This window comes from Curtobacterium sp. MCBD17_019 (assembly GCF_003234555.1).
In the GTDB taxonomy this organism is placed as follows: domain Bacteria; phylum Actinomycetota; class Actinomycetes; order Actinomycetales; family Microbacteriaceae; genus Curtobacterium.
Genome location: NZ_QKTT01000002.1, coordinates 207,982 through 224,979, shown reverse-complemented (window position 1 = coordinate 224,979; position 16,998 = coordinate 207,982). Strand labels below are relative to the sequence as shown.

Annotated in this window: 17 protein-coding genes; 10 read left to right on the top strand and 7 right to left on the bottom strand. The window is 71.5% G+C overall.

All coding sequences use genetic code 11. The annotated features are described in order from the left end of the window. Positions 1-19: 19 nt before the first annotated feature. Positions 20-979 (top strand): carbohydrate ABC transporter permease, encoded by a 960-nt coding sequence (locus DEI82_RS02940; protein ID WP_111010375.1) that lies wholly within the window; start codon positions 20-22, stop codon positions 977-979. A 1-nt stretch (position 980) separates the two neighbouring features. After that, positions 981-1,895, top strand: a complete 915-nt coding sequence (locus tag DEI82_RS02935; protein WP_111010374.1) for a carbohydrate ABC transporter permease — start codon at positions 981-983, stop codon at positions 1,893-1,895. A gap of 147 nt (positions 1,896-2,042) precedes the next feature. Here DEI82_RS02935 and DEI82_RS02930 read toward each other — a convergent pair whose 3' ends face one another. The 4 genes from DEI82_RS02930 to DEI82_RS02915 all read right to left on the bottom strand — a co-directional run bounded on the left by DEI82_RS02930 (position 2,043) and on the right by DEI82_RS02915 (position 5,502). Next, positions 2,043-2,804 (bottom strand): SDR family NAD(P)-dependent oxidoreductase, encoded by a 762-nt coding sequence (locus DEI82_RS02930; protein ID WP_111035744.1) that lies wholly within the window; start codon positions 2,802-2,804, stop codon positions 2,043-2,045. An 86-nt stretch (positions 2,805-2,890) separates the two neighbouring features. Continuing rightward, positions 2,891-3,691, bottom strand: coding sequence for a L,D-transpeptidase (locus DEI82_RS02925; RefSeq protein WP_258371927.1), 801 nt, complete (start codon positions 3,689-3,691; stop codon positions 2,891-2,893). Positions 3,692-3,780: 89 nt separating this feature from the next. After that, positions 3,781-4,833 carry a hypothetical protein gene (locus tag DEI82_RS02920; protein WP_111035743.1) on the bottom strand — a complete coding sequence of 351 codons (1,053 nt, stop codon included), beginning with the start codon at positions 4,831-4,833 and terminating at the stop codon, positions 3,781-3,783. 306 nt (positions 4,834-5,139) lie between these two features. Further along, positions 5,140-5,502: a VOC family protein gene (locus DEI82_RS02915; protein WP_111026542.1), complete on the bottom strand. Its 363-nt coding sequence runs from the start codon at positions 5,500-5,502 to the stop codon at positions 5,140-5,142. 141 nt (positions 5,503-5,643) lie between these two features. Here DEI82_RS02915 and DEI82_RS02910 point away from each other — a divergent pair, with 141 nt between their 5' ends. From DEI82_RS02910 to DEI82_RS02885, 6 genes are all read left to right on the top strand, one after another. Continuing rightward, positions 5,644-6,681 (top strand): LacI family DNA-binding transcriptional regulator, encoded by a 1,038-nt coding sequence (locus DEI82_RS02910; protein WP_111035742.1) that lies wholly within the window; start codon positions 5,644-5,646, stop codon positions 6,679-6,681. 124 nt (positions 6,682-6,805) lie between these two features. Further along, positions 6,806-8,068, top strand: a complete 1,263-nt coding sequence (locus DEI82_RS02905; protein WP_111035741.1) for an ABC transporter substrate-binding protein — start codon at positions 6,806-6,808, stop codon at positions 8,066-8,068. Next, the gene (locus DEI82_RS02900) at positions 8,065-9,036 is read left to right on the top strand and encodes a carbohydrate ABC transporter permease (RefSeq protein ID WP_220035657.1); all 972 of its coding nucleotides are present in this window, start codon (positions 8,065-8,067) and stop codon (positions 9,034-9,036) included. Before DEI82_RS02905 ends, DEI82_RS02900 begins: the two co-directional genes overlap by 4 nt. After that, positions 9,026-9,958: a carbohydrate ABC transporter permease gene (locus DEI82_RS02895; RefSeq protein ID WP_111035740.1), complete on the top strand. Its 933-nt coding sequence runs from the start codon at positions 9,026-9,028 to the stop codon at positions 9,956-9,958. The genes DEI82_RS02900 and DEI82_RS02895 overlap by 11 nt, the downstream gene beginning before the upstream one ends. Continuing rightward, complete coding sequence (locus DEI82_RS02890; protein WP_111035739.1) at positions 9,958-11,274, top strand: family 1 glycosylhydrolase; 1,317 nt, start codon at positions 9,958-9,960, stop codon at positions 11,272-11,274. The genes DEI82_RS02895 and DEI82_RS02890 overlap by 1 nt, the downstream gene beginning before the upstream one ends. Next, a complete protein-coding gene (locus DEI82_RS02885) occupies positions 11,271-13,172 on the top strand; it encodes a glycoside hydrolase family 2 TIM barrel-domain containing protein (protein ID WP_111035738.1) in 1,902 nt (633 codons plus the stop codon). Before DEI82_RS02890 ends, DEI82_RS02885 begins: the two co-directional genes overlap by 4 nt. Before the next feature lie 46 nt (positions 13,173-13,218). Here DEI82_RS02885 and DEI82_RS16435 read toward each other — a convergent pair whose 3' ends face one another. From DEI82_RS16435 to DEI82_RS02870, 3 genes are all read right to left on the bottom strand, one after another. Then, on the bottom strand, positions 13,219-14,181 hold the full coding sequence (locus DEI82_RS16435) for a helix-turn-helix transcriptional regulator (RefSeq protein ID WP_111035737.1): 963 nt from the start codon (positions 14,179-14,181) through the stop codon (positions 13,219-13,221). A gap of 173 nt (positions 14,182-14,354) precedes the next feature. Next, a complete protein-coding gene (locus DEI82_RS02875) occupies positions 14,355-14,855 on the bottom strand; it encodes a MarR family winged helix-turn-helix transcriptional regulator (protein WP_181435080.1) in 501 nt (166 codons plus the stop codon). A gap of 58 nt (positions 14,856-14,913) precedes the next feature. Then, on the bottom strand, positions 14,914-15,285 hold the full coding sequence (locus DEI82_RS02870; RefSeq protein WP_111010363.1) for a VOC family protein: 372 nt from the start codon (positions 15,283-15,285) through the stop codon (positions 14,914-14,916). Between the two features lie 82 nt (positions 15,286-15,367). On the opposite strand from DEI82_RS02870, the gene DEI82_RS02865 reads away from it, so the two are divergent. Both DEI82_RS02865 and DEI82_RS02860 read left to right on the top strand, forming a co-directional pair. After that, the gene (locus DEI82_RS02865) at positions 15,368-16,024 is read left to right on the top strand and encodes a nucleoside/nucleotide kinase family protein (RefSeq protein ID WP_111012363.1); all 657 of its coding nucleotides are present in this window, start codon (positions 15,368-15,370) and stop codon (positions 16,022-16,024) included. 32 nt (positions 16,025-16,056) lie between these two features. Further along, positions 16,057-16,926 carry an NmrA family NAD(P)-binding protein gene (locus DEI82_RS02860; RefSeq protein WP_111035735.1) on the top strand — a complete coding sequence of 290 codons (870 nt, stop codon included), beginning with the start codon at positions 16,057-16,059 and terminating at the stop codon, positions 16,924-16,926. Positions 16,927-16,998: the final 72 nt, after the last annotated feature.

Here is a 16,998-nt window from a genome sequence, read left to right as displayed (position 1 = left end):
ACCCCGGAGGTACGACGACGTGACCGCCACCGCACCCGTAGCGAACCGTCCCACGCTCACGACCCACGTCCCGAAGTCGCGGCCGCGGCGCGCGGCGCTCGATCGACAGGACGGGCGCAAGGCCTGGTTGTTCCTGGCCCCGTTCGGGCTCTTCTACCTGGCGTTCCTGCTCGGACCGACCGTGTGGATGATCATCACGAGCTTCTTCAACACGTCGACCGTCCACACGGGCCTCGGTACCTTCGCCGGGTTCGCGAACTACGGCGAGATGCTGACCCGCGCCGACTTCTGGAGCGCGCTGTGGCACACGCTGCAGTTCACCATCTACACGACACCGCCGCTCGTCATCCTCGCGTTCGTGTTCGCGGTGCTGACGAACCGGATCCGTCGGGGACAGTGGTTCTTCCGCCTCGCGTTCTTCCTGCCCTACATCCTGCCGTCGGCGACGATCTCGCTGATCTGGGTGTTCATCTTCACGCCGGGCACCGGCCTCTGGGCGCTGGGCGAGAGCTGGCTCGGCATCACGCCGGGGGCGGGTGTCCTCGCGTCGCCGAAGACCGCCATGATCGGCATCGCGCTCGCCACCGTCTGGTGGACGCTCGGCTTCAACTTCGTGCTGTACCTGGCGGGCCTCCAGGAGATCCCGCGTGAGCTGTACGAGGCGGCCGCCGTCGACGGCGCGTCGAACTGGCAGCAGATCCGATCGATCACGCTGCCCCTGCTCGGCCGGACCACGACCCTCGTGATCCTGCTGCAGATCATCGCCAGCCTGAAGATCTTCGACCAGGTCTACCTGATGACGAGCGGTGGGCCGGGCATATCGACGCAGGTGGCCCTCGGGCTCATCACGAACACCGGCTTCACCGACAACCGCATCGGTGCGGCGTCGGCGGCGTCGGTCCTGCTGTTCATCGTCATCGTCGCCATCGCGGTCATCCGACAGGTGATCGACCGCTCCGCAGCTCGGAAGGAGGCCTGAGATGGCCACGACCACCACAGCGCCGACCAGGACCCGCAGCAAGTCCCCGGTCTCCGCGGCAGCACCGGCGCAGAACGCGACGCGCATCGGTGTCAGCGGCCGGACGTTCAACATCGTCGCCGGCATCGTCCTGACGGTCTTCGCGATCATCTGGCTCATCCCGAGCCTGTTCGCACTCAAGACGTCGCTGTCCGACAACGGCACCGCGGCACTCGGCGCCGGCGCGATCCTGTCGCACTGGAACCCGACACTGCACTCGTACGCGTCGCTGTTCCAGGCCGGCGACATCTGGAACTGGTACCTGGCGAGCGGCATCACCTCGGTGATCACCGCGATCCTCACCGTGCTGTTCGCGTCGATGGCGGCGTTCGCGCTGTCCCGGCTGAACTTCCCGGGTCAGAACCTCGCGTTCCTGCTCATCATCCTCGGCATCATGATCCCGGGGCAGGTGCTCATCGTCCCGATCTTCCAGGAGCTCGGCGCGGTCAGCCTGCTCAACACCTACTGGTCGGTGATCTTCCCGCAGGTCCCCGCGGTGATCGCGGTGTTCATCTTCAAGCAGTTCTTCGACGGCATCCCCCGGGAGCTCGAGGAGGCCGCGCGCATCGACGGCGCCGGGCTGTGGAAGGTGTACTGGTCGGTCATCATGCCGCTGTCCCGTCCGGTCATCGCCGCGGTCGTCATCCTGACCTTCGTCGGTGTCTGGAACAACCTGCTCCTGCCGCTGTTCGTGCTGTCGAACCCGAACCTCATGACGATCCCCGTCGGGCTCGCCACGGTCCAGGGCTCGTTCGGTCAGCGGTACGCGGACATCCAGGCGGGTGCGATCCTCGCGGCACTGCCGCTGATCATCCTGTACCTGATCTTCCAGCGGCAGATCGTCGAGGGTGTGACCGGCAGCGGCCTCAAGGGCTGACGCCACCCGCACCACCGGTCCTCGAGAGGCCCCGCTCCGGCGGGGCCTCTCGTCGTGCCCGGAGCAGCGGCCGGCGAGGGTCACCCGCGCTGGTCCCACCGGCCGGGAGGGACGGGTCATGCCGGTGCCGCGCCTCCCGACCGTCGGTCAGGAGGCCCGGCGCGACGCCAGCCAGTCCGTGAACTCGGTCGCGACGATCCGTGCGTCGTGGACGTCGGCGGCCTCGTCGGACGCGAGCCACCGGATCGGGGCCCGCATGACGTCGGGGGAGAGGACGGCGAGTGCCTCGGGCCGGGACGTGCCCTCGAGCATCCCGGTCGCCGTCGCACCGCCCGGGAGGAGGATGTTCGCTCGGACCGGGGTGCCGGCGAGGTCCGCGGCGATGATCCGGGCGAGGGCCTCGGCGCCCGCGCGGGAGGGTCCGTACGGGACGAAGCCGCGGCGGTTCATCGTGCCGTGGTTCATGCTGATCGTGACCACGCGGCCCGTGCCCGTCGCGAGCATCCGCGGCACGACCGCCCGAGCGACGAGGAAGTAACCCGTCAGGTTGGTGTCGACGACGTCGCGGAAGCCATCGGGGGAGACCTCCCAGAAGTCCTGCGGCGTCGTCATGAACGCGGGGTTCACGGTGCGCATGCCGATGCCCGCGTTGTTGACGAGCAGGTCGATGCCGTCCAGCGCCTGCCACGCGGTGGCTGTGCCCTGCTCCACGGACCGGTCGTCGCGGCTGTCCATGGCGATCCCGATCGTGTCGCCGCCGATCTCACGCGCGGCGGCGGTGACCCGGGCCTCCGAGCGGCCGGTGACGGCGACGCGGGCGCCCGCCTCGACGAGTCCCTCGGCCATCGCGCGGCCGAGGCCCGACGTGCCGCCGGTGACGAGTGCGCGGACGGTGTGCAGGTCTTCCATGGCGGCCTCCCGGAGGTGTGGTGCGGTGCTCCCTCGATACGCCGTGGGGATGGCAGCGGACCGGGTGCCGGGGGTGGTGCGGCGGGTCAGATGATCGTGATCGGGGTGCCGAGCGGCAGGAGCTTCGTGAGCGCCGTGATGTCCGCGTTCTGCATGCGGATGCACCCGTGGCTGGCGTCCTTGCCGATGCTCGACGCGTCGTCCGTGCCGTGCAGGCCGATCTGCCCCGGACCGCCCCCGAAGCTCGTGAGCACGTCGGAGAACGCGGAGAGCCCGTACGCGTAGGGCCCGTACCCGGCGTTCGTCGGCTTGAGGAGCTCCGTCAGGTAGAACGACCCGTGCGGGGTGGGGGTCCCGCCGGTGCCGGACGCGACCGGGTAGGTGGCGACGGGCCTCCCGGCGCGGTAGACGGTGAGGGTGTTCGTCTCGGTGACCGCGACGAGGTGGTAGGCGACGGTGCTCAGCGCGACGTCGCTCGCGCGGACCCACCCGGTGCGGCCGTTCGGACGCGTCGGGACGTCGACCTCGACCCACCCGGACTGCTGCGCGACGACGAGGAACACGAGCGGGGCGCCGTTCGACTGCGGGTTGGGGAGGGTCGTCGTGACCGCGCCCCCGGCGGCGGCGTGGACGGCGACGCTGGCGACCTCCGCCGTCGCGATGGTCGCCGAGGCCGCGATCGGCGGGGTGCTCGGTGCCGTGGCGTCCGCGCTGGGGCTCGGCGAGGCGGTCGGACGCTGACCGAGCGCGCCGCCGACGTGGACGGTCGGCGTCGGTGTCGGGGTGTGACCGGCACGCGCGTGGTGCGGGTGGGCACCGGAGCAGCCGGCGAGGAGGAGCGTTGCCGTGACCGCGGCGACGGTCACGGGAGCGAGACGGCGGAGCACGGCGGGCCTTCCGGGGACGAGGTGGTGCCGGACAGCGCTGATCCGCCGGACGACGGGCGTCCGGCGGATCAGCGTGTGCGCGGAGGGGGTCAGCCGGTGAAGGTCGCCGTGGTGGTGACCGGCGTCGCGACCGGGGCGGGCGGGGTGGTCGGCGTCGTCACGGCCGGGTCTGCCGTGACGTCGAGCACGAACCCGACGAAGATGCCCGAGTTCTCACCGACGAGCGTGAGCGCGTAGGTGCCGGCGGTCGCGTCGGGGTCGGTGACCGTGCCGACGACGCTGCCGTCCGCGCCCGCGGTGAGGGTGACACCGGTGTCCGTGGCCGTGCCGTCCTCGGCGACGAGCGCGACGCCGACGGGCTCACCGGGCAGGAACCCGTTCGGCTGGGAGACCGCGACGCCGGTGGTGGCGAAGGCGCTCACCGACAGGGTCGCGGGCGTGATCGTGCCGGCGTCGGAGGGCCGCGGCGTGAAGTAGTCGTTCTGCCCGTCGAAGGCGATGCCCGTGACGGTGGCCGGACCGGTGGCGTCGGAGACGCCGTACTCGCGGATCGTCGCGTCGGGGCTCGTCGCGGCGAACTGCGCCTGGAACTGCGCGAGCGTGGCCGGGGTACCGGCGGGGATGGTCCCGACCGGGGTGAACGAGGTGTACTCGCCGTCGATGCCCTCGTCGCCCGCCGTGACCGCGACGAGCGCTGCGTAGTTCTGGTCGGCGATCTCGCCGTCGCCGTCGAGGTCCACCACGAGGGTGAAGTCGGCGTCGCCGCTGCTCACGAGGTCGGCGGTGCCGAGGTCGTTGTCGGTCGAGCTGGTGATCGACGTGAGGTCGCTCGCCGGGTGGCCGTCCGTCGAGTGCAGGAGCACGCCCGGTCCGGAGAACGTCAGGCCGGACGGGCCGAACGTCGGCGTCGTGAACCCCGTCGCGGTGCCGGTGTACCAGGTGCCGGTCGGCGGCTCGCCGGTGCCGCTGTAGGTCTGGAGGTCGGCGCTCGTGATCCAGGTCGACGACTGGGTCGAGGCGTCGAGCAGGCGGGGGCTGACGCCGGCGGTGGTGGCGGCGTCGGCGGTGGCGGTGCCGGTGAGCACGGCGGCGCCGGCGACGGCGGTGGCAGCGACCGCTGCGAGGACGGGGAGACGCTTCACGGGTGGTTCCGTTTCGGGACGGGCGGATCGGGTCCGCGGTTTCGGTGGTGGTGCGTCGTGGGTCGGCGCGCCGGTGCCGCCACGTCTCGGGCCGACGCGGCGGCAGAACCGAAAAGCCCTCAGAACCTCCGGATCTGTGAGGACCCTATCCCCAACCGGGCCGCAGCGGTACTCCCGATCGGATGTCAGAACGGAGCGTCGCACACGACATGTCGCACGGTCGGCCGGGTCCGGGTCCGGGTCCGGGCCGGTGCCCAGGCGCTGGGCCGTTCCGGCGGTCGGACCGGGTGGTGGCCGGGAACGTTGTCATCCCCAACAGAGGCAGAAGGGGTGGCCCGACGGGTCCGCGTAGACCTGGAACCCCTGCGGCGCCGTCGGGTCGTCCGCCGCCTTGAGGAGCCGTGCTCCGACGGCGACGGCCTCCTCATGCGCAGGACCGATGTCCTCGACGTACAGGTCGAGGTGGATCTGCTGCGGTTCGCCGTCCGGCCAGTCCGGCCGCGTGTGGTCCGGCGCGAGCTGGAACCCCATCCGCGGCTGGCCGTCGACGTACAGGCTGTGCCAGTCGTCCTCGGCCTCCACCCGTCCGCCGAGCAGCCGCGCCCAGAACCCGCTCTCGGCCGCGAGGTCCGCCGTGTCGAGGACGACGATCTGCCGTGTGATCTCCATTCGCGGCATGCTGCCACTCGCAATCGGAGCGGAGAAGACCCCGATGAGCTTGTTGAATCGATAAAGCAGCGCTACAGTTCCAAGAGTCGGGGCGGTTAATCGATAAAGCAGCCCGACCAGCAGCCGTGCGAGGAGGCACTGATGGCGAAGTCCGTGACGCTCAAGGACGTCGCGCAGCGCGTCGGCGTGACCGCTGCCGCCGCCTCGATGGCGCTGTCCGGTCACGAGCGCATCAGCGCCGCCACCCGGGACGCCGTGCGTCGCGCCGCTGACGAGCTGGGGTACGTGCCGAGTTCCGCCGGGCGCGCGCTCCGGAACCAGCGGGCCGGCGCCGTGGCCCTCGTCGTCCCGAACAGCTCGCACCACGTGTTCGGGCACATGTACTTCATGCACGTGCTCACCGGCATGTCCCGGGCCGCCAGCGCGCACGACGCGCAGGTGATCGTCTCGACCAACGCGGACGAGGAGGGTGGCGTGGCCGCCTACGAGCGCGTCATGCGCTCGCGGAGCGCCGACGGCGTGATCGTCACCAGCGCGGCGATCGACGACCGGAACATGGAGCGGCTCGTCGCGTCGGGCCTCCCGGTCGTGCTCATCGGCAACGCGCCGTCCCTGCCCGATGCGGCCAGCGTCGGGATCGACGACGTCGCTGCGACGCGGCGGATCACCGAGCACCTCATCGACGCACACCGGCGCCGCCGGCTCGTCCACGTCACGGGCACACTCGACCACCAGACCGGACTCGACCGACGCGAGGGGTTCCTCGCCGCCGTCCGCGACCACGGCGTCGACGCGCTCGTGGTCGAGGGGGACCTCGGCGAGGAGTCCGGTGCCGACGCGATCCGGGCCCTGCTCGACGCGGGCACGGAGTTCGACGGCGTCGTCTTCGCGAACGACGACATGGCGACCGGCGGCATGCGGGTGCTCCGCGCAGCCGGCGTCGACGTGCCGGGAGCCGTGTCCGTGGTCGGGTTCGACGACTTCGGTCTCGCCCGTGTCACCACGCCCGCGATCACGACCGTCCGGGTCCCCGCCGAGGAGATGGCCCGCCTGGCCACGGAGCGGCTGTTCGACCTCGTCGACGGCACGAGCGACGGTCCGACCCACCGCGAACTCCCGGTGTCGATCGTGGTCCGCGAGTCGTGCGGCTGCGGCCCGGAGCACCGCGCCGAGGACTGAACCGCCCGACCACCGGCACGTCGCCGGCCCCCGTCCCCCTCAGACCCGTTCCCCTGCCCACCATCACATCCCACCTCCGTGCCGTCCCCTCCCGAGGACGGTCCACAACGCAAAGGAGCGTTCCATGAAGAAGCGCAACACGGCCCTCGCCGTCGCCGCCGGAGCCGCCGCTGTGGCCCTGGCCCTGTCCGGCTGTTCGACGTCGTCATCGTCGTCGGCGAGCGGACCGGTCACCCTCAAGGTCTGGACCGGGTTCACCGGTGGAGACCGCCCCGGGTACGCGCAGATCGTCAAGGACTTCGAGGCGTCCCACCCGGACATCAAGGTCCAGATGACCGTGCAGCCCTGGGACACCATCCAGCAGAAGCTCCCGTCGGCATGGCTGACCGGGCAGGGTCCGGACATCGCCGCGGTGTCGAGCGACCCGAACGCGGTCGCGCAGTACGTCAAGACGAACTCGGTGCTCGCCCTGACGGACACCGGCAGTGGCAAGGACCAGATCAACACGTCGAAGCTCGCCCCCGGCACCGTCAAGGAGTTCACGTACAAGGGCAAGCTCTACGGGATCCCCGCGAACTTCGCGACGCTGAGCCTGTACTACAACAAGAAGCTGTTCCAGCAGGCCGGCATCACGAACCCGCCGAAGACCATCGACGAGCTCGCGCAGGACGCGAAGAAGCTGACGACCGGCGGCCACTACGGCATCTCGCTCGCGGACAACCAGACGATCCAGATGTGGCCCGTCCTGCAGTGGCTCGAGGGCGGCGACATCGTCAACGGCAAGGGCTGCTCGGTGCTGCAGACGAGCGCCGGCCAGAAGAGCCTGTCCACGTGGGCCGACCTCGTGGCGAAGGACAAGGTGAGCCCGGTGGGGCAGACCGGTGCCGAGGCCGACTCCCTGTTCTCCGCGGGCAAGGCCGCCATGGAGATCAACGGGCCGTGGGCCGCGCCGGGTTACAAGAGCGCGGGCGTCGACCTCGGGATCGCGACCATCCCGACCGGGGTCGACGGCACGTCCGTCACGCTCGGGTCGACCGCGCCGCTGTCGGTGTCGGCCAAGACGAAGTACCCGAAGCAGGCGCAGGAGTTCCTCGCCTACTGGACGAGCAAGTCGACGCAGGAGAAGTTCTCGCTGAAGACCGGGTTCCCGCCGCTGCGCACCGACATGACCGACGACGCCAAGCTCGCGGCCGACCCGACGGTGTCGGTGTTCGCGTCGCAGGTCGGCAACGCCCGCCTGTACCTGCCGCACGTGCCCCAGGCGACCAAGGTCGACTCGGACGGCTACGTGCCGCTCATCGGCAAGATCACGCGCGGGACCTCGGTCGCGAGCGCGACCAAGGACGCCGCGCAGACGATCGACGGCCTCACGGGCTGCTCGCAGTGACCAGCCACACCTCGGAGCGGGTCCCGTCGCGCAGCACGCGCGACGGGGCCGGCACCACCCCAGGGTCGCGCAGCGGTGGGGAGGGCCGGCGCGCGACCGCTCGTCGGTTCCGGTTCCAGCCGGCCTGGCTCTTCATGGCGCCGAGCCTGCTGATCCTGGGCGTGTTCGTGATCTTCCCCATCTTCCGGTCGCTGTACTACAGCTTCTTCGACTGGACCGTCGGGGCGAGCACGGAGCCGTTCGTCGGGTTCGGCAACTACGTCAAGCTGTTCCACGACCACCAGTTCTGGAACGCGCTCGGCGTGACGCTCGAGTTCACGATCGTGTCGGTCGTACTCCTGCTCGTGTTCGGGTTCCTGTCGGCCCTGGCGCTCCAGGGCGAGGGGATCGCGACGCGCATCGTCCGATCGATCTTCTTCTTCCCGACGATCGTCTCGCTCGTCACGATCGGCCTGGTCTGGAAGTTCCTGCTCGACCCGGACATCGGGCTCGTCGGCGGCCTCACCGCGGCGCTCGGTCTGCCCTCGATCGGGTGGCTCCAGTCGACGACCCTCGCCCTGCCGACGGTGATCTTCGTGTCGGTCTGGAAGAGCGTCGGCTTCGCCATGATCCTGTTCGTCGCGGGCCTCAAGGGCGTCCCCGGCGAGCGGTACGAGGCGGCCCAGCTCGACGGCGCCGGCCGGTGGGCCACGGTGTGGTCGATCACGATCCCGAGCATCCGGCCCACGCTGCTGTTCACCTCGATGATCCTGACCATCCAGTCGTTCCAGGTCTTCGACCTCGTCTACGTCATGACCGGCGGCGGCCCGGTGTTCCACACCGACTCGCTGGTCAACCTGCTCTACCGCGACGGGTTCGTCGACTACCAGACCGGGTACGCGTCTGCGATCTCGTGGGTGCTGTTCGCGATCATCATGCTCATCTCGCTCGTCCAGCTCAGATTGTTCAGGTACAACGATGTCGACTGACACCTCCGTGGCGGACGTGCCCCGGACCTCCCGTTCGTCACGCGGCGGCGACGACCGCGGCGACCGGTCCACGCCCACGCAGCGCAGGCAGCACGGGCCGCGGCCCGCCGTGCGCACGGTGGACGTGCTCAAGTGGGTCTACCTCGGCGTCGGGGTCGTGTTCGCGCTCGTGCCCTTCATCTGGATGGTCTCCGGGTCGTTCCGGAGCGAGAGCGACCTGTTCCACAACCCCGCGAGCCTGTTCCCGACGAGCATCACCATGCACGGGTACGTCGGCGTCTGGCAGCAGCTGTCGTTCGTCCGGCTGCTCGTCAACACGTTCGTGTTCGCGGGCGTGACGACGGCGCTGACCCTGCTGTTCGACTCGATGTGCGCCTACGCCCTGGCGCGGATGCGGTTCGTCGGTCGGAACGTCGCGTTCGTCATCGTCATCGCGACCCTCATGGTGCCGTTCCAGGTGACCCTGATCCCCGTGTTCGTCGAGCTGTTCCACTTCGGCTGGCTGAACACCTACCAGGGGCTCATCGTCCCGCGGGCGACGAGCGCGTTCGGCATCTTCCTGTTCCGGCAGTTCTTCGTCAGCATCCCGCCGGAGCTCGACGAGGCGGCGCGCATCGACGGCGCCGGGCACTGGCGGATCTACTGGCAGGTCGTGCTCCCGCTCGCCAAACCGGCGATCGCCACCGTCGCCGTGCTCAACGGGATGAACCTGTGGAACGACCTGCTCTGGCCGCTCGTCGTCACGACGTCGAACGACATGCTCACCCTGCCGGCCGGCCTGACGCTGTTCGGCGGCCAGCACGTGACCGACCACGCGATCCTGCTCGCCGGTGCGACCATCTCGCTGGTCCCGATCGCGATCGCGTTCTTCTTCGCACAGAAGTACTTCGTGGCCGGCGTCGCGACGAGTGGACTGAAGTGATGGGCGACTTCACCTGGGTCCTCGGGATCGAGGACACCTCGGTCCACCCGCCGGCGCACTTCGCGATGGCGCCGCTCGACGAGTACGACCTGACGGAGCACACCGAGCACTGGCGCGCGGACCTCACCGCCGCGCGCGACCTCGGCGCGGGGGCGGTCCGGTACGGCGTGAACTGGCCGCTCGTGCACACTGCGCCGGAGACCTACGACTGGAGCACCCTCGACGAGCGGCTCCGGTTCGCGGTCGAGGAGCTCGGGCTGACGGTGATCGCCGATCTCGTGCACTACGGCACGCCGACCTGGCTCGACGGCTCGTTCGCCGACCCGCGCTACCCCGACGTCGTCGCGGCGTTCGCGGGTGCGTTCGCGGCGCGCTACCGCGGGTTGGTCGACCACGTCACACCCTTGAACGAACCCGTCACGACGGCGTCGTTCTGCGGCCTCCGCGGCGTGTGGCCGCCGGCGCTGACCGGCTGGGACGGCTGGGTGCGCGTGACGCTCGCGCTGGCCGAGGGGATCACCCGGTCCGTCGCGGCGATCCGGGCGGCCAACCCGGCCGCGGTCATCGTGCACGTCGAGGCGTCGTCCCTGTTCGCCACGGATGACCCCGCACTCGCGGGCGAGGCCGAGCACCTGACCGCGATCGGCACCGTGCCGACGGATCTGGTGCTCGGGCTGGTCGGCGTGCAGCACCCCATGCACGGGTGGCTGCTCGAGCACGGCGCCGCACCCGAGCAGCTCGCGCGTCTCCGGGCCGACCCGGCGCGCATCGACGTGCTCGGCGTCAACTACTACCCCGACCTGTCCCCGCGGACCCTCGTCGCCGACGGCACCGACGTGGTGCAGATCGCGACGGACCGCTGGACCGACGGGCTCGTGACGAGCCTGCGGCGGTTCGAGGCGCGCTACGGCCTGCCCATGATGGTCACGGAGACGAGCATCGAGGGCACGGACGAGGTCCGGACGGCCTGGGTGCGCGACTCGGTCCACGCGGTCCAGGAACTCGTGGCGGGCGGCATGGACCTGCGCGGGTACACCTGGTGGCCCCTGTTCGACTTCGTCGACTGGTCGTACGCGTCCGGCGGTCGGAACGTCGAGGAGTTCGCGGTGCCCGACGAGGTCGTGGCCGCCCGGGTCGTCGGCGGGCGCAAGACCCCGTCGCTGCGCCGCATGGGGCTGGTCCGGCTCGAGGAGCAGGCGGACGGCTCCCTGCAGCGCGTCCCGACCGGAGCGGCAGCGGCGTTCGGGACCGAGACCGGCGCGCCGGCCAACCGTCTGTACAACGTTGTAACGGCTGCGGCAGACTGGACGCCATGACGACGCTGCGCGGCGAGGAAGCCGCTCCCCGGACCCTGTCCGTCCCCGAACCGGCGAGCCGCCAGGACGGGACCCACCCCCGGCCGCAACTCGTCCGTCCGGCCTGGGCCGACCTCGACGGGCCGTGGTCGTTCCGCCACGACGACGGCGACGAGGGCCTGGGCGCGGGCTGGTCGGCGGGCTTCCGGCCCGAGCACGGGGCGACGGACCGCACGATCACGGTGCCGTTCCCGCCCGAGTCGGTCGCGTCGGGCATCGACGAGCCGGGGTTCCACCCCGTGGTCTGGTACGCGCGCAGCATCTCGGCCGAGGACCTCGAGCGTGCCGGGCGCTCGGCCGACGCGTCCCGGGTGCTCCTGCACTTCGGTGCGGTCGACTACCGCGCGACGGTGTGGCTGGACGGGGTGCGCCTCGGCGAGCACGAGGGCGGGCACACGCCGTTCTCGTTCGACGTGACGCACGTGCTCGACGCCAGCACGGACGTCGACGCCGGCACCGACACCACGCACACCCTGGTCGTCCGCGCCGAGGACGACCCGCACGACGTCACGCAGCCCCGCGGCAAGCAGGACTGGCACGAGCACCCGCACGTGATCTGGTACCGCCGCACCACGGGGATCTGGCAGACCGTGTGGCTCGAGGCGGTGCCCCCGGTGTCGGTCGCGGCGCTCCGCTGGGAGACCGAGTTCCCCGGCTCGGTGGTCCGGGGCACGGTCCGGATCGCCGGTCGGGTGACCGCGGGCACGACACTGTCGGTGTCGCTCCGCCACGAGGACGGTGACGAGGACCTCGGCAGCGCCTCCGTCGTCGTGCCGGCGGGCGCCACGACCGTGGACGTGGTCGTCCCCGTCGCGCGGCAGACGAACGGCCAGGCGTACGACGAGATCGTGTGGACGCCGGAGACCCCGCGGCTCATCGACGCCACCGTCGTGCTCGGGCACCCCGACGGGTCCGAGGACGTCGTCGCGTCGTACCTCGGGTTCCGGTCGGTCGCGGTCGACCGGGGGGCGTTCCTGCTCAACGACCGGCCCTACGACGTCCGGAGCGTGCTCAACCAGGGCTACTGGCCGGACTCGAACCTCACCGCGCCGAGCCCGGCCGCGTTCCGTCGTGAGGTCGAGCTCATCAAGGAGCTCGGGTTCACCGCGACCCGGATCCACCAGAAGATCGAGGACCCGCGGTTCCTGTTCTGGGCGGACCGCCTCGGCCTCCTGGTCTGGGGCGAGGCGCCGGGTGCCTACGCGTTCACCCCGACGGCGGTGCAGCGGCTCATGCGGGAGTGGATGGACGCCGTGGAACGGGATGTGTCCCACCCGTGCATCGTGACCTGGGTGCCGGCGAACGAGAGCTGGGGCGTGCAGCACATCGCGCACGAACCGGCACAGCAGGCGTACGCCCGGGCGCTCGCCGACGTCACGCGGGCGCTCGACCCGTCACGGCCCGTGATCTCGAACGACGGCTGGGAGCACGCCGCGTCGGACATCCTCAGCGTGCACGACTACGAGGCCTCGGGCGAGGTCCTCGCCGCGACCTACGCCGACGACGCCGCCCGCACCCGCTTGCTCGCCGGGATGGGCCCGGCCGGCCGGCGGATCCTGGTCGGCGACGCCGAGGACCACGGCCAGCCGGTCATGCTCACGGAGTTCGGCGGGGTCAACTACCAGCCGGGTGCCGACCGCGACGACGCCTGGGGGTACTCCGTCGCGGTGGACGGCGACGACTACGTCGACCGGATCACCGCGCTGTACGACGGCATCCGCGCCAGTTCGTTCCTCGCCGGGTCCTGCTACACGCAGTTCACGGACACGCTGCAGGAGACGAACGGGCTGCTCACCGCCGAGCGCGAGCCGAAGGTGCCGATCGAGCGGATCCGCCGCGCCGTCGCCGGACGCGACTGATCGCGGCCGGGAGGGACGTGGCGGGTCCCGCCCCGTCCCTCCCGGCTCAACCGCGCAGCGTGGCGCGGGGATGCTCCCCGAACCGCGCGCGGTACGCCCCCGCGAACCGTCCGAGGTGCGTGAAGCCCCACGCCTGCGCGACCCCGGCGACGGTCGTCCCCGGTACGCCCTGTTGCAACTCCGCGTGGACGCGGTCGAGGCGGGCCTGCCGCAGGTACCCGAGCGGTGTGGTGTCGAGCACGCGTCGGAAGCCCTCCTGCAACGCCCGCACGCTGAGGTGCGCCGCGGCCGCGATCTCGGTGGTGCCGATCGGCTCGTGCACATGGGCCTGCACGTACTCCACCGCGGCCCGGATCCGTGCGTTCCGCGGCAGGAGCACCGCGGACGGCAGGGCGTCGGCGAGGGGCGGGTAGAGCCCGAGGAACGCGATCGCCGTCATCCGCGTGAGTTCGTCCCACAGCAGGGGACTGACCGGGCCGGAGCGCATGGTGTTCGACACGAGTCCCACGGTGCCCTGCCAGCTGCGGACCGCGGCGTCGGTGGGGGCGGCCGTGTGGTCGAACCGCAGGTCCTCGCCGGCGAGGCCCTGCTCGCGGGCGATGCGGTCGACGTGGTCACGCCCCAGGTGCACGAGCTTCTGGTCGTAGTCCGTGAACCGGAACACGAAGGACCGGTGCGCCGGGAACAGCAGCGGCCGCCCGGGGACCATGCGCAGGTCGTCGTGGCCGAGGTCGACCGTCGACCGCCCTGCCGTCAGCCACTGCACGACGTAGTCGCCGCCCGGCGGGACGTCGCCCTGGATCTCGCCGTGCATGCGCGAGGTCCGGAGTGTCAGGTCCGTGTCGCCCATCGCGGCGTAGCGGTAGCGGTAGGGCGTCGCCCGCGTCGGTGCCGAGGACCAGGCCGCGCCGGCGTAGAGCCGGGGCAGGTCGTCCATGGCCTGGTCGGCGTCGAGGCCGTGGGCCTCGATTCGGATGGGAGTGGCCGCCGCACCGGTCGTGGTGTCCATCGCTCCCGTGGTGTCCTCGCCGCTCGCGGGCGTCCGTCGGTCCTCGACGCAGGGCGACGAGTCGGGGAGACCGCGCAGTGACGAGGATAGGCGGAAGGAGGAGGAAAAGCAAAGAAAATTGGACAATCCGACCGGGGTACCCCCGTCGTTCAGCGGTGGCCCGTGCCCCCGGATCAGCCCTGGGGCACGCCGAGTTCCAGCGCCCGCACGACCCGGTCGAGCAGGCCCACCAAGCGCTTGCGGTCCCGCGGGCCCAGCTCGTCGAGCACCACGCGCAACGCGTCCTGCGTCTCCCCGACCGCCTCCCGCATCGCGGTCTTCGTCGTGTCGGACAGGCAGATCAACTTGCTGCGGCGGTCCGTCGGATCGACGTCACGGAGCACGTGGCCGCGAGCCCCCAGGCGCTCGAGGATGACGCTCGTCGCGGCGCTCGTCATGCCGACGTGCTGCGTGAGGTCCTTGACGCGGACGGCACGACCGACCGCCTCGGCCCGCGCGATGAACTGGAGGACGACGAGGTCCGTGCCCCCGACACCGAGCCGCGCGCGGAGCCGTGAGCGGAGCGCCGCATCCGCCGCCTCCACGCGGGTCAACGCCGCCACGACGTCGATCGCCTCGTCGATGCGTTCGTCCTCACGACGCGTGCGGTCGTCGTCGGCGGTCGGCTCGGACACGATGCTCCCCGGGGTCGTTCGATCTGCGAACAGTTTGCCACCGCGACCGTCGATGCGCTCAGCTGTCCTCCACCACGCTCATGACGTTGCCCGACGGGTCCGTGAACCAGGCGATCAGCGGCCCGCCGTGGCGGTTCACCCCCGAATCGTCCGTCAGCCCCTCGTACTGCTCGAACACCACGCCCCGCTCCGTCAGGTCCGCGACCGTCGCGGGGACGTCCGGCACCGGGAAGTTGAGGACCGTGAACGACGCCGGCTCGTGCGCGTCGCCCTTCGGGTACACGAGCACGGGCGTCCCGCCGCCGACCTCGAGCATGAGCATGCCGTTCGCCTCGTGCACCGACAGTCCGAGCACGTCCTCGTAGAACGCCCGCGCCTCGGCGGTGTCCCGCACCGAGAACCCGCTGAACGCCCTCGTCGCATCGATCATGGCCGACAGTGTCCCTCCGACCGTGCCGGAGCACCAGACCCCGCGTCCTGGCATCCGGACCGTCGGGTGGGAGACTTGCGACATGCCGCCCACCCCCGCCGCCCTCGACGTCGCGGCCGCGGTGGAGCGGGCCCTCACGCTCGTCGCCGACCGTCCGCCCGCCGGGAGGGCCGTGCTCGGCATCGCGGGCAGCCCCGGCTCCGGCAAGTCCACCCTCGCGCGCCGTGTGGTCGCCGCCGTCACCGAGGCGCACGGGCCGGGCGTCGCCGTCCAGGTGCCCATGGACGGGTTCCACCTGGCGAACACCGCGCTCGCCGCCCTCGGACGGTCCGACCGGAAGGGCGCGATCGACACCTTCGACGCCGCCGGGTACGTCGCGCTCGTGCGCCGGCTCGTCGCCGCCGACGAGGACGTCACGTGGGCGCCCGACTTCGACCGGCGGGTCGACGAGCCCGTGGCGGGCAGCATCGCCGTGCCACGCGCCGTGCGACTCGTGGTGACCGAGGGCAACTACCTGCTCGACCGGGACGAGCCGTGGGCACTGCTGCCGGGCCTCCTGACCGAGACCTGGTTCTGCCGGACCGACGACGCCGTCCGGATCGACCGGCTCGTCGGACGCCACATGCGGCACGGCCGCGACCACGCGGCGGCCCGGGCCTGGGCGACCGAGGTCGACGGCGCGAACGCCCGGCGTATCGAACCGACGGCGGACCGCGCCGACCTCGTCGTCACCACCTGACCCCCACCGCACCCGACCGGGAGGACCGGCACATGTCCGACACGACGCCCAGCACGGCGGATCCCCAGCCCGTCATCGCCGTCACCGGTGCCACCGGGCACGTCGGCGGTGCCGTCGCGCGGGCGCTCGCCGCGGCCGGCCGACCGTTCCGCGCGGTCGTCCGCGACCCGGCCCGGGCACCCCGGCTCGCCGGAGCCGAGGTCGCCGTGGCCGCCTTCGCCGACGCGGACGCCGCCCGTGCCGCGCTCGCCGGTGTCGACGTCCTGCTCATGGTCTCGGCCGCCGAGGCGGAGGACCGCCTCGAGCAGCACCGCACCTTCGTCCGCGCCGCTGCCGAGGCCGGGGTCCGCCACGTCGTGTACACCTCGTTCGTCGGCGCGGCGCCCGACGCCACCTTCACGCTCGGGCGCGACCACCACGCCACCGAGGAGGCGATTCGAGCGTCGGGCATGACGTGGACGTTCCTCCGCGACTCGTTCTACCTCGACTTCGTGGAGGAGCTCGTCGGCGAGGACGGCGTCATCCGCGGACCGGCCGGGGACGGTGCGATGGCGGCCGTCGCGAGGGCGGACGTGGCCCGCGTCGCGACCACGGTCCTCCTGGACCCGGACCGGCACGCCGGAGCGACCTACGCGCTCACCGGCCCGGAGGCCGTCACCCTGGCCGAAGCCGCGGCGATCGTGTCGGAGGTCCGCGGCCGCACCGTGACCTACTACCCGGAGACGCTCGACGAGGCGTACGCGTCACGGGCGCGCTGGGACCCCGCGCCGTGGCAGGCGGACGCCTGGGTGAGCACGTACACCGCGATCGCCGAGGGTGCGCTCGCGGCCGTCAGCGGTGACGTCGAGCGGGTGACCGGGCGGCGCCCGATGTCCCTGCGCGAGGTGCTCGCGGCGGGCTGATCGCCCGCACTCAAAAGAGGTGCTGCGCTCACCGGTGCCGTTCCATCACCCCGCTCATCAGGCATTTTCAAC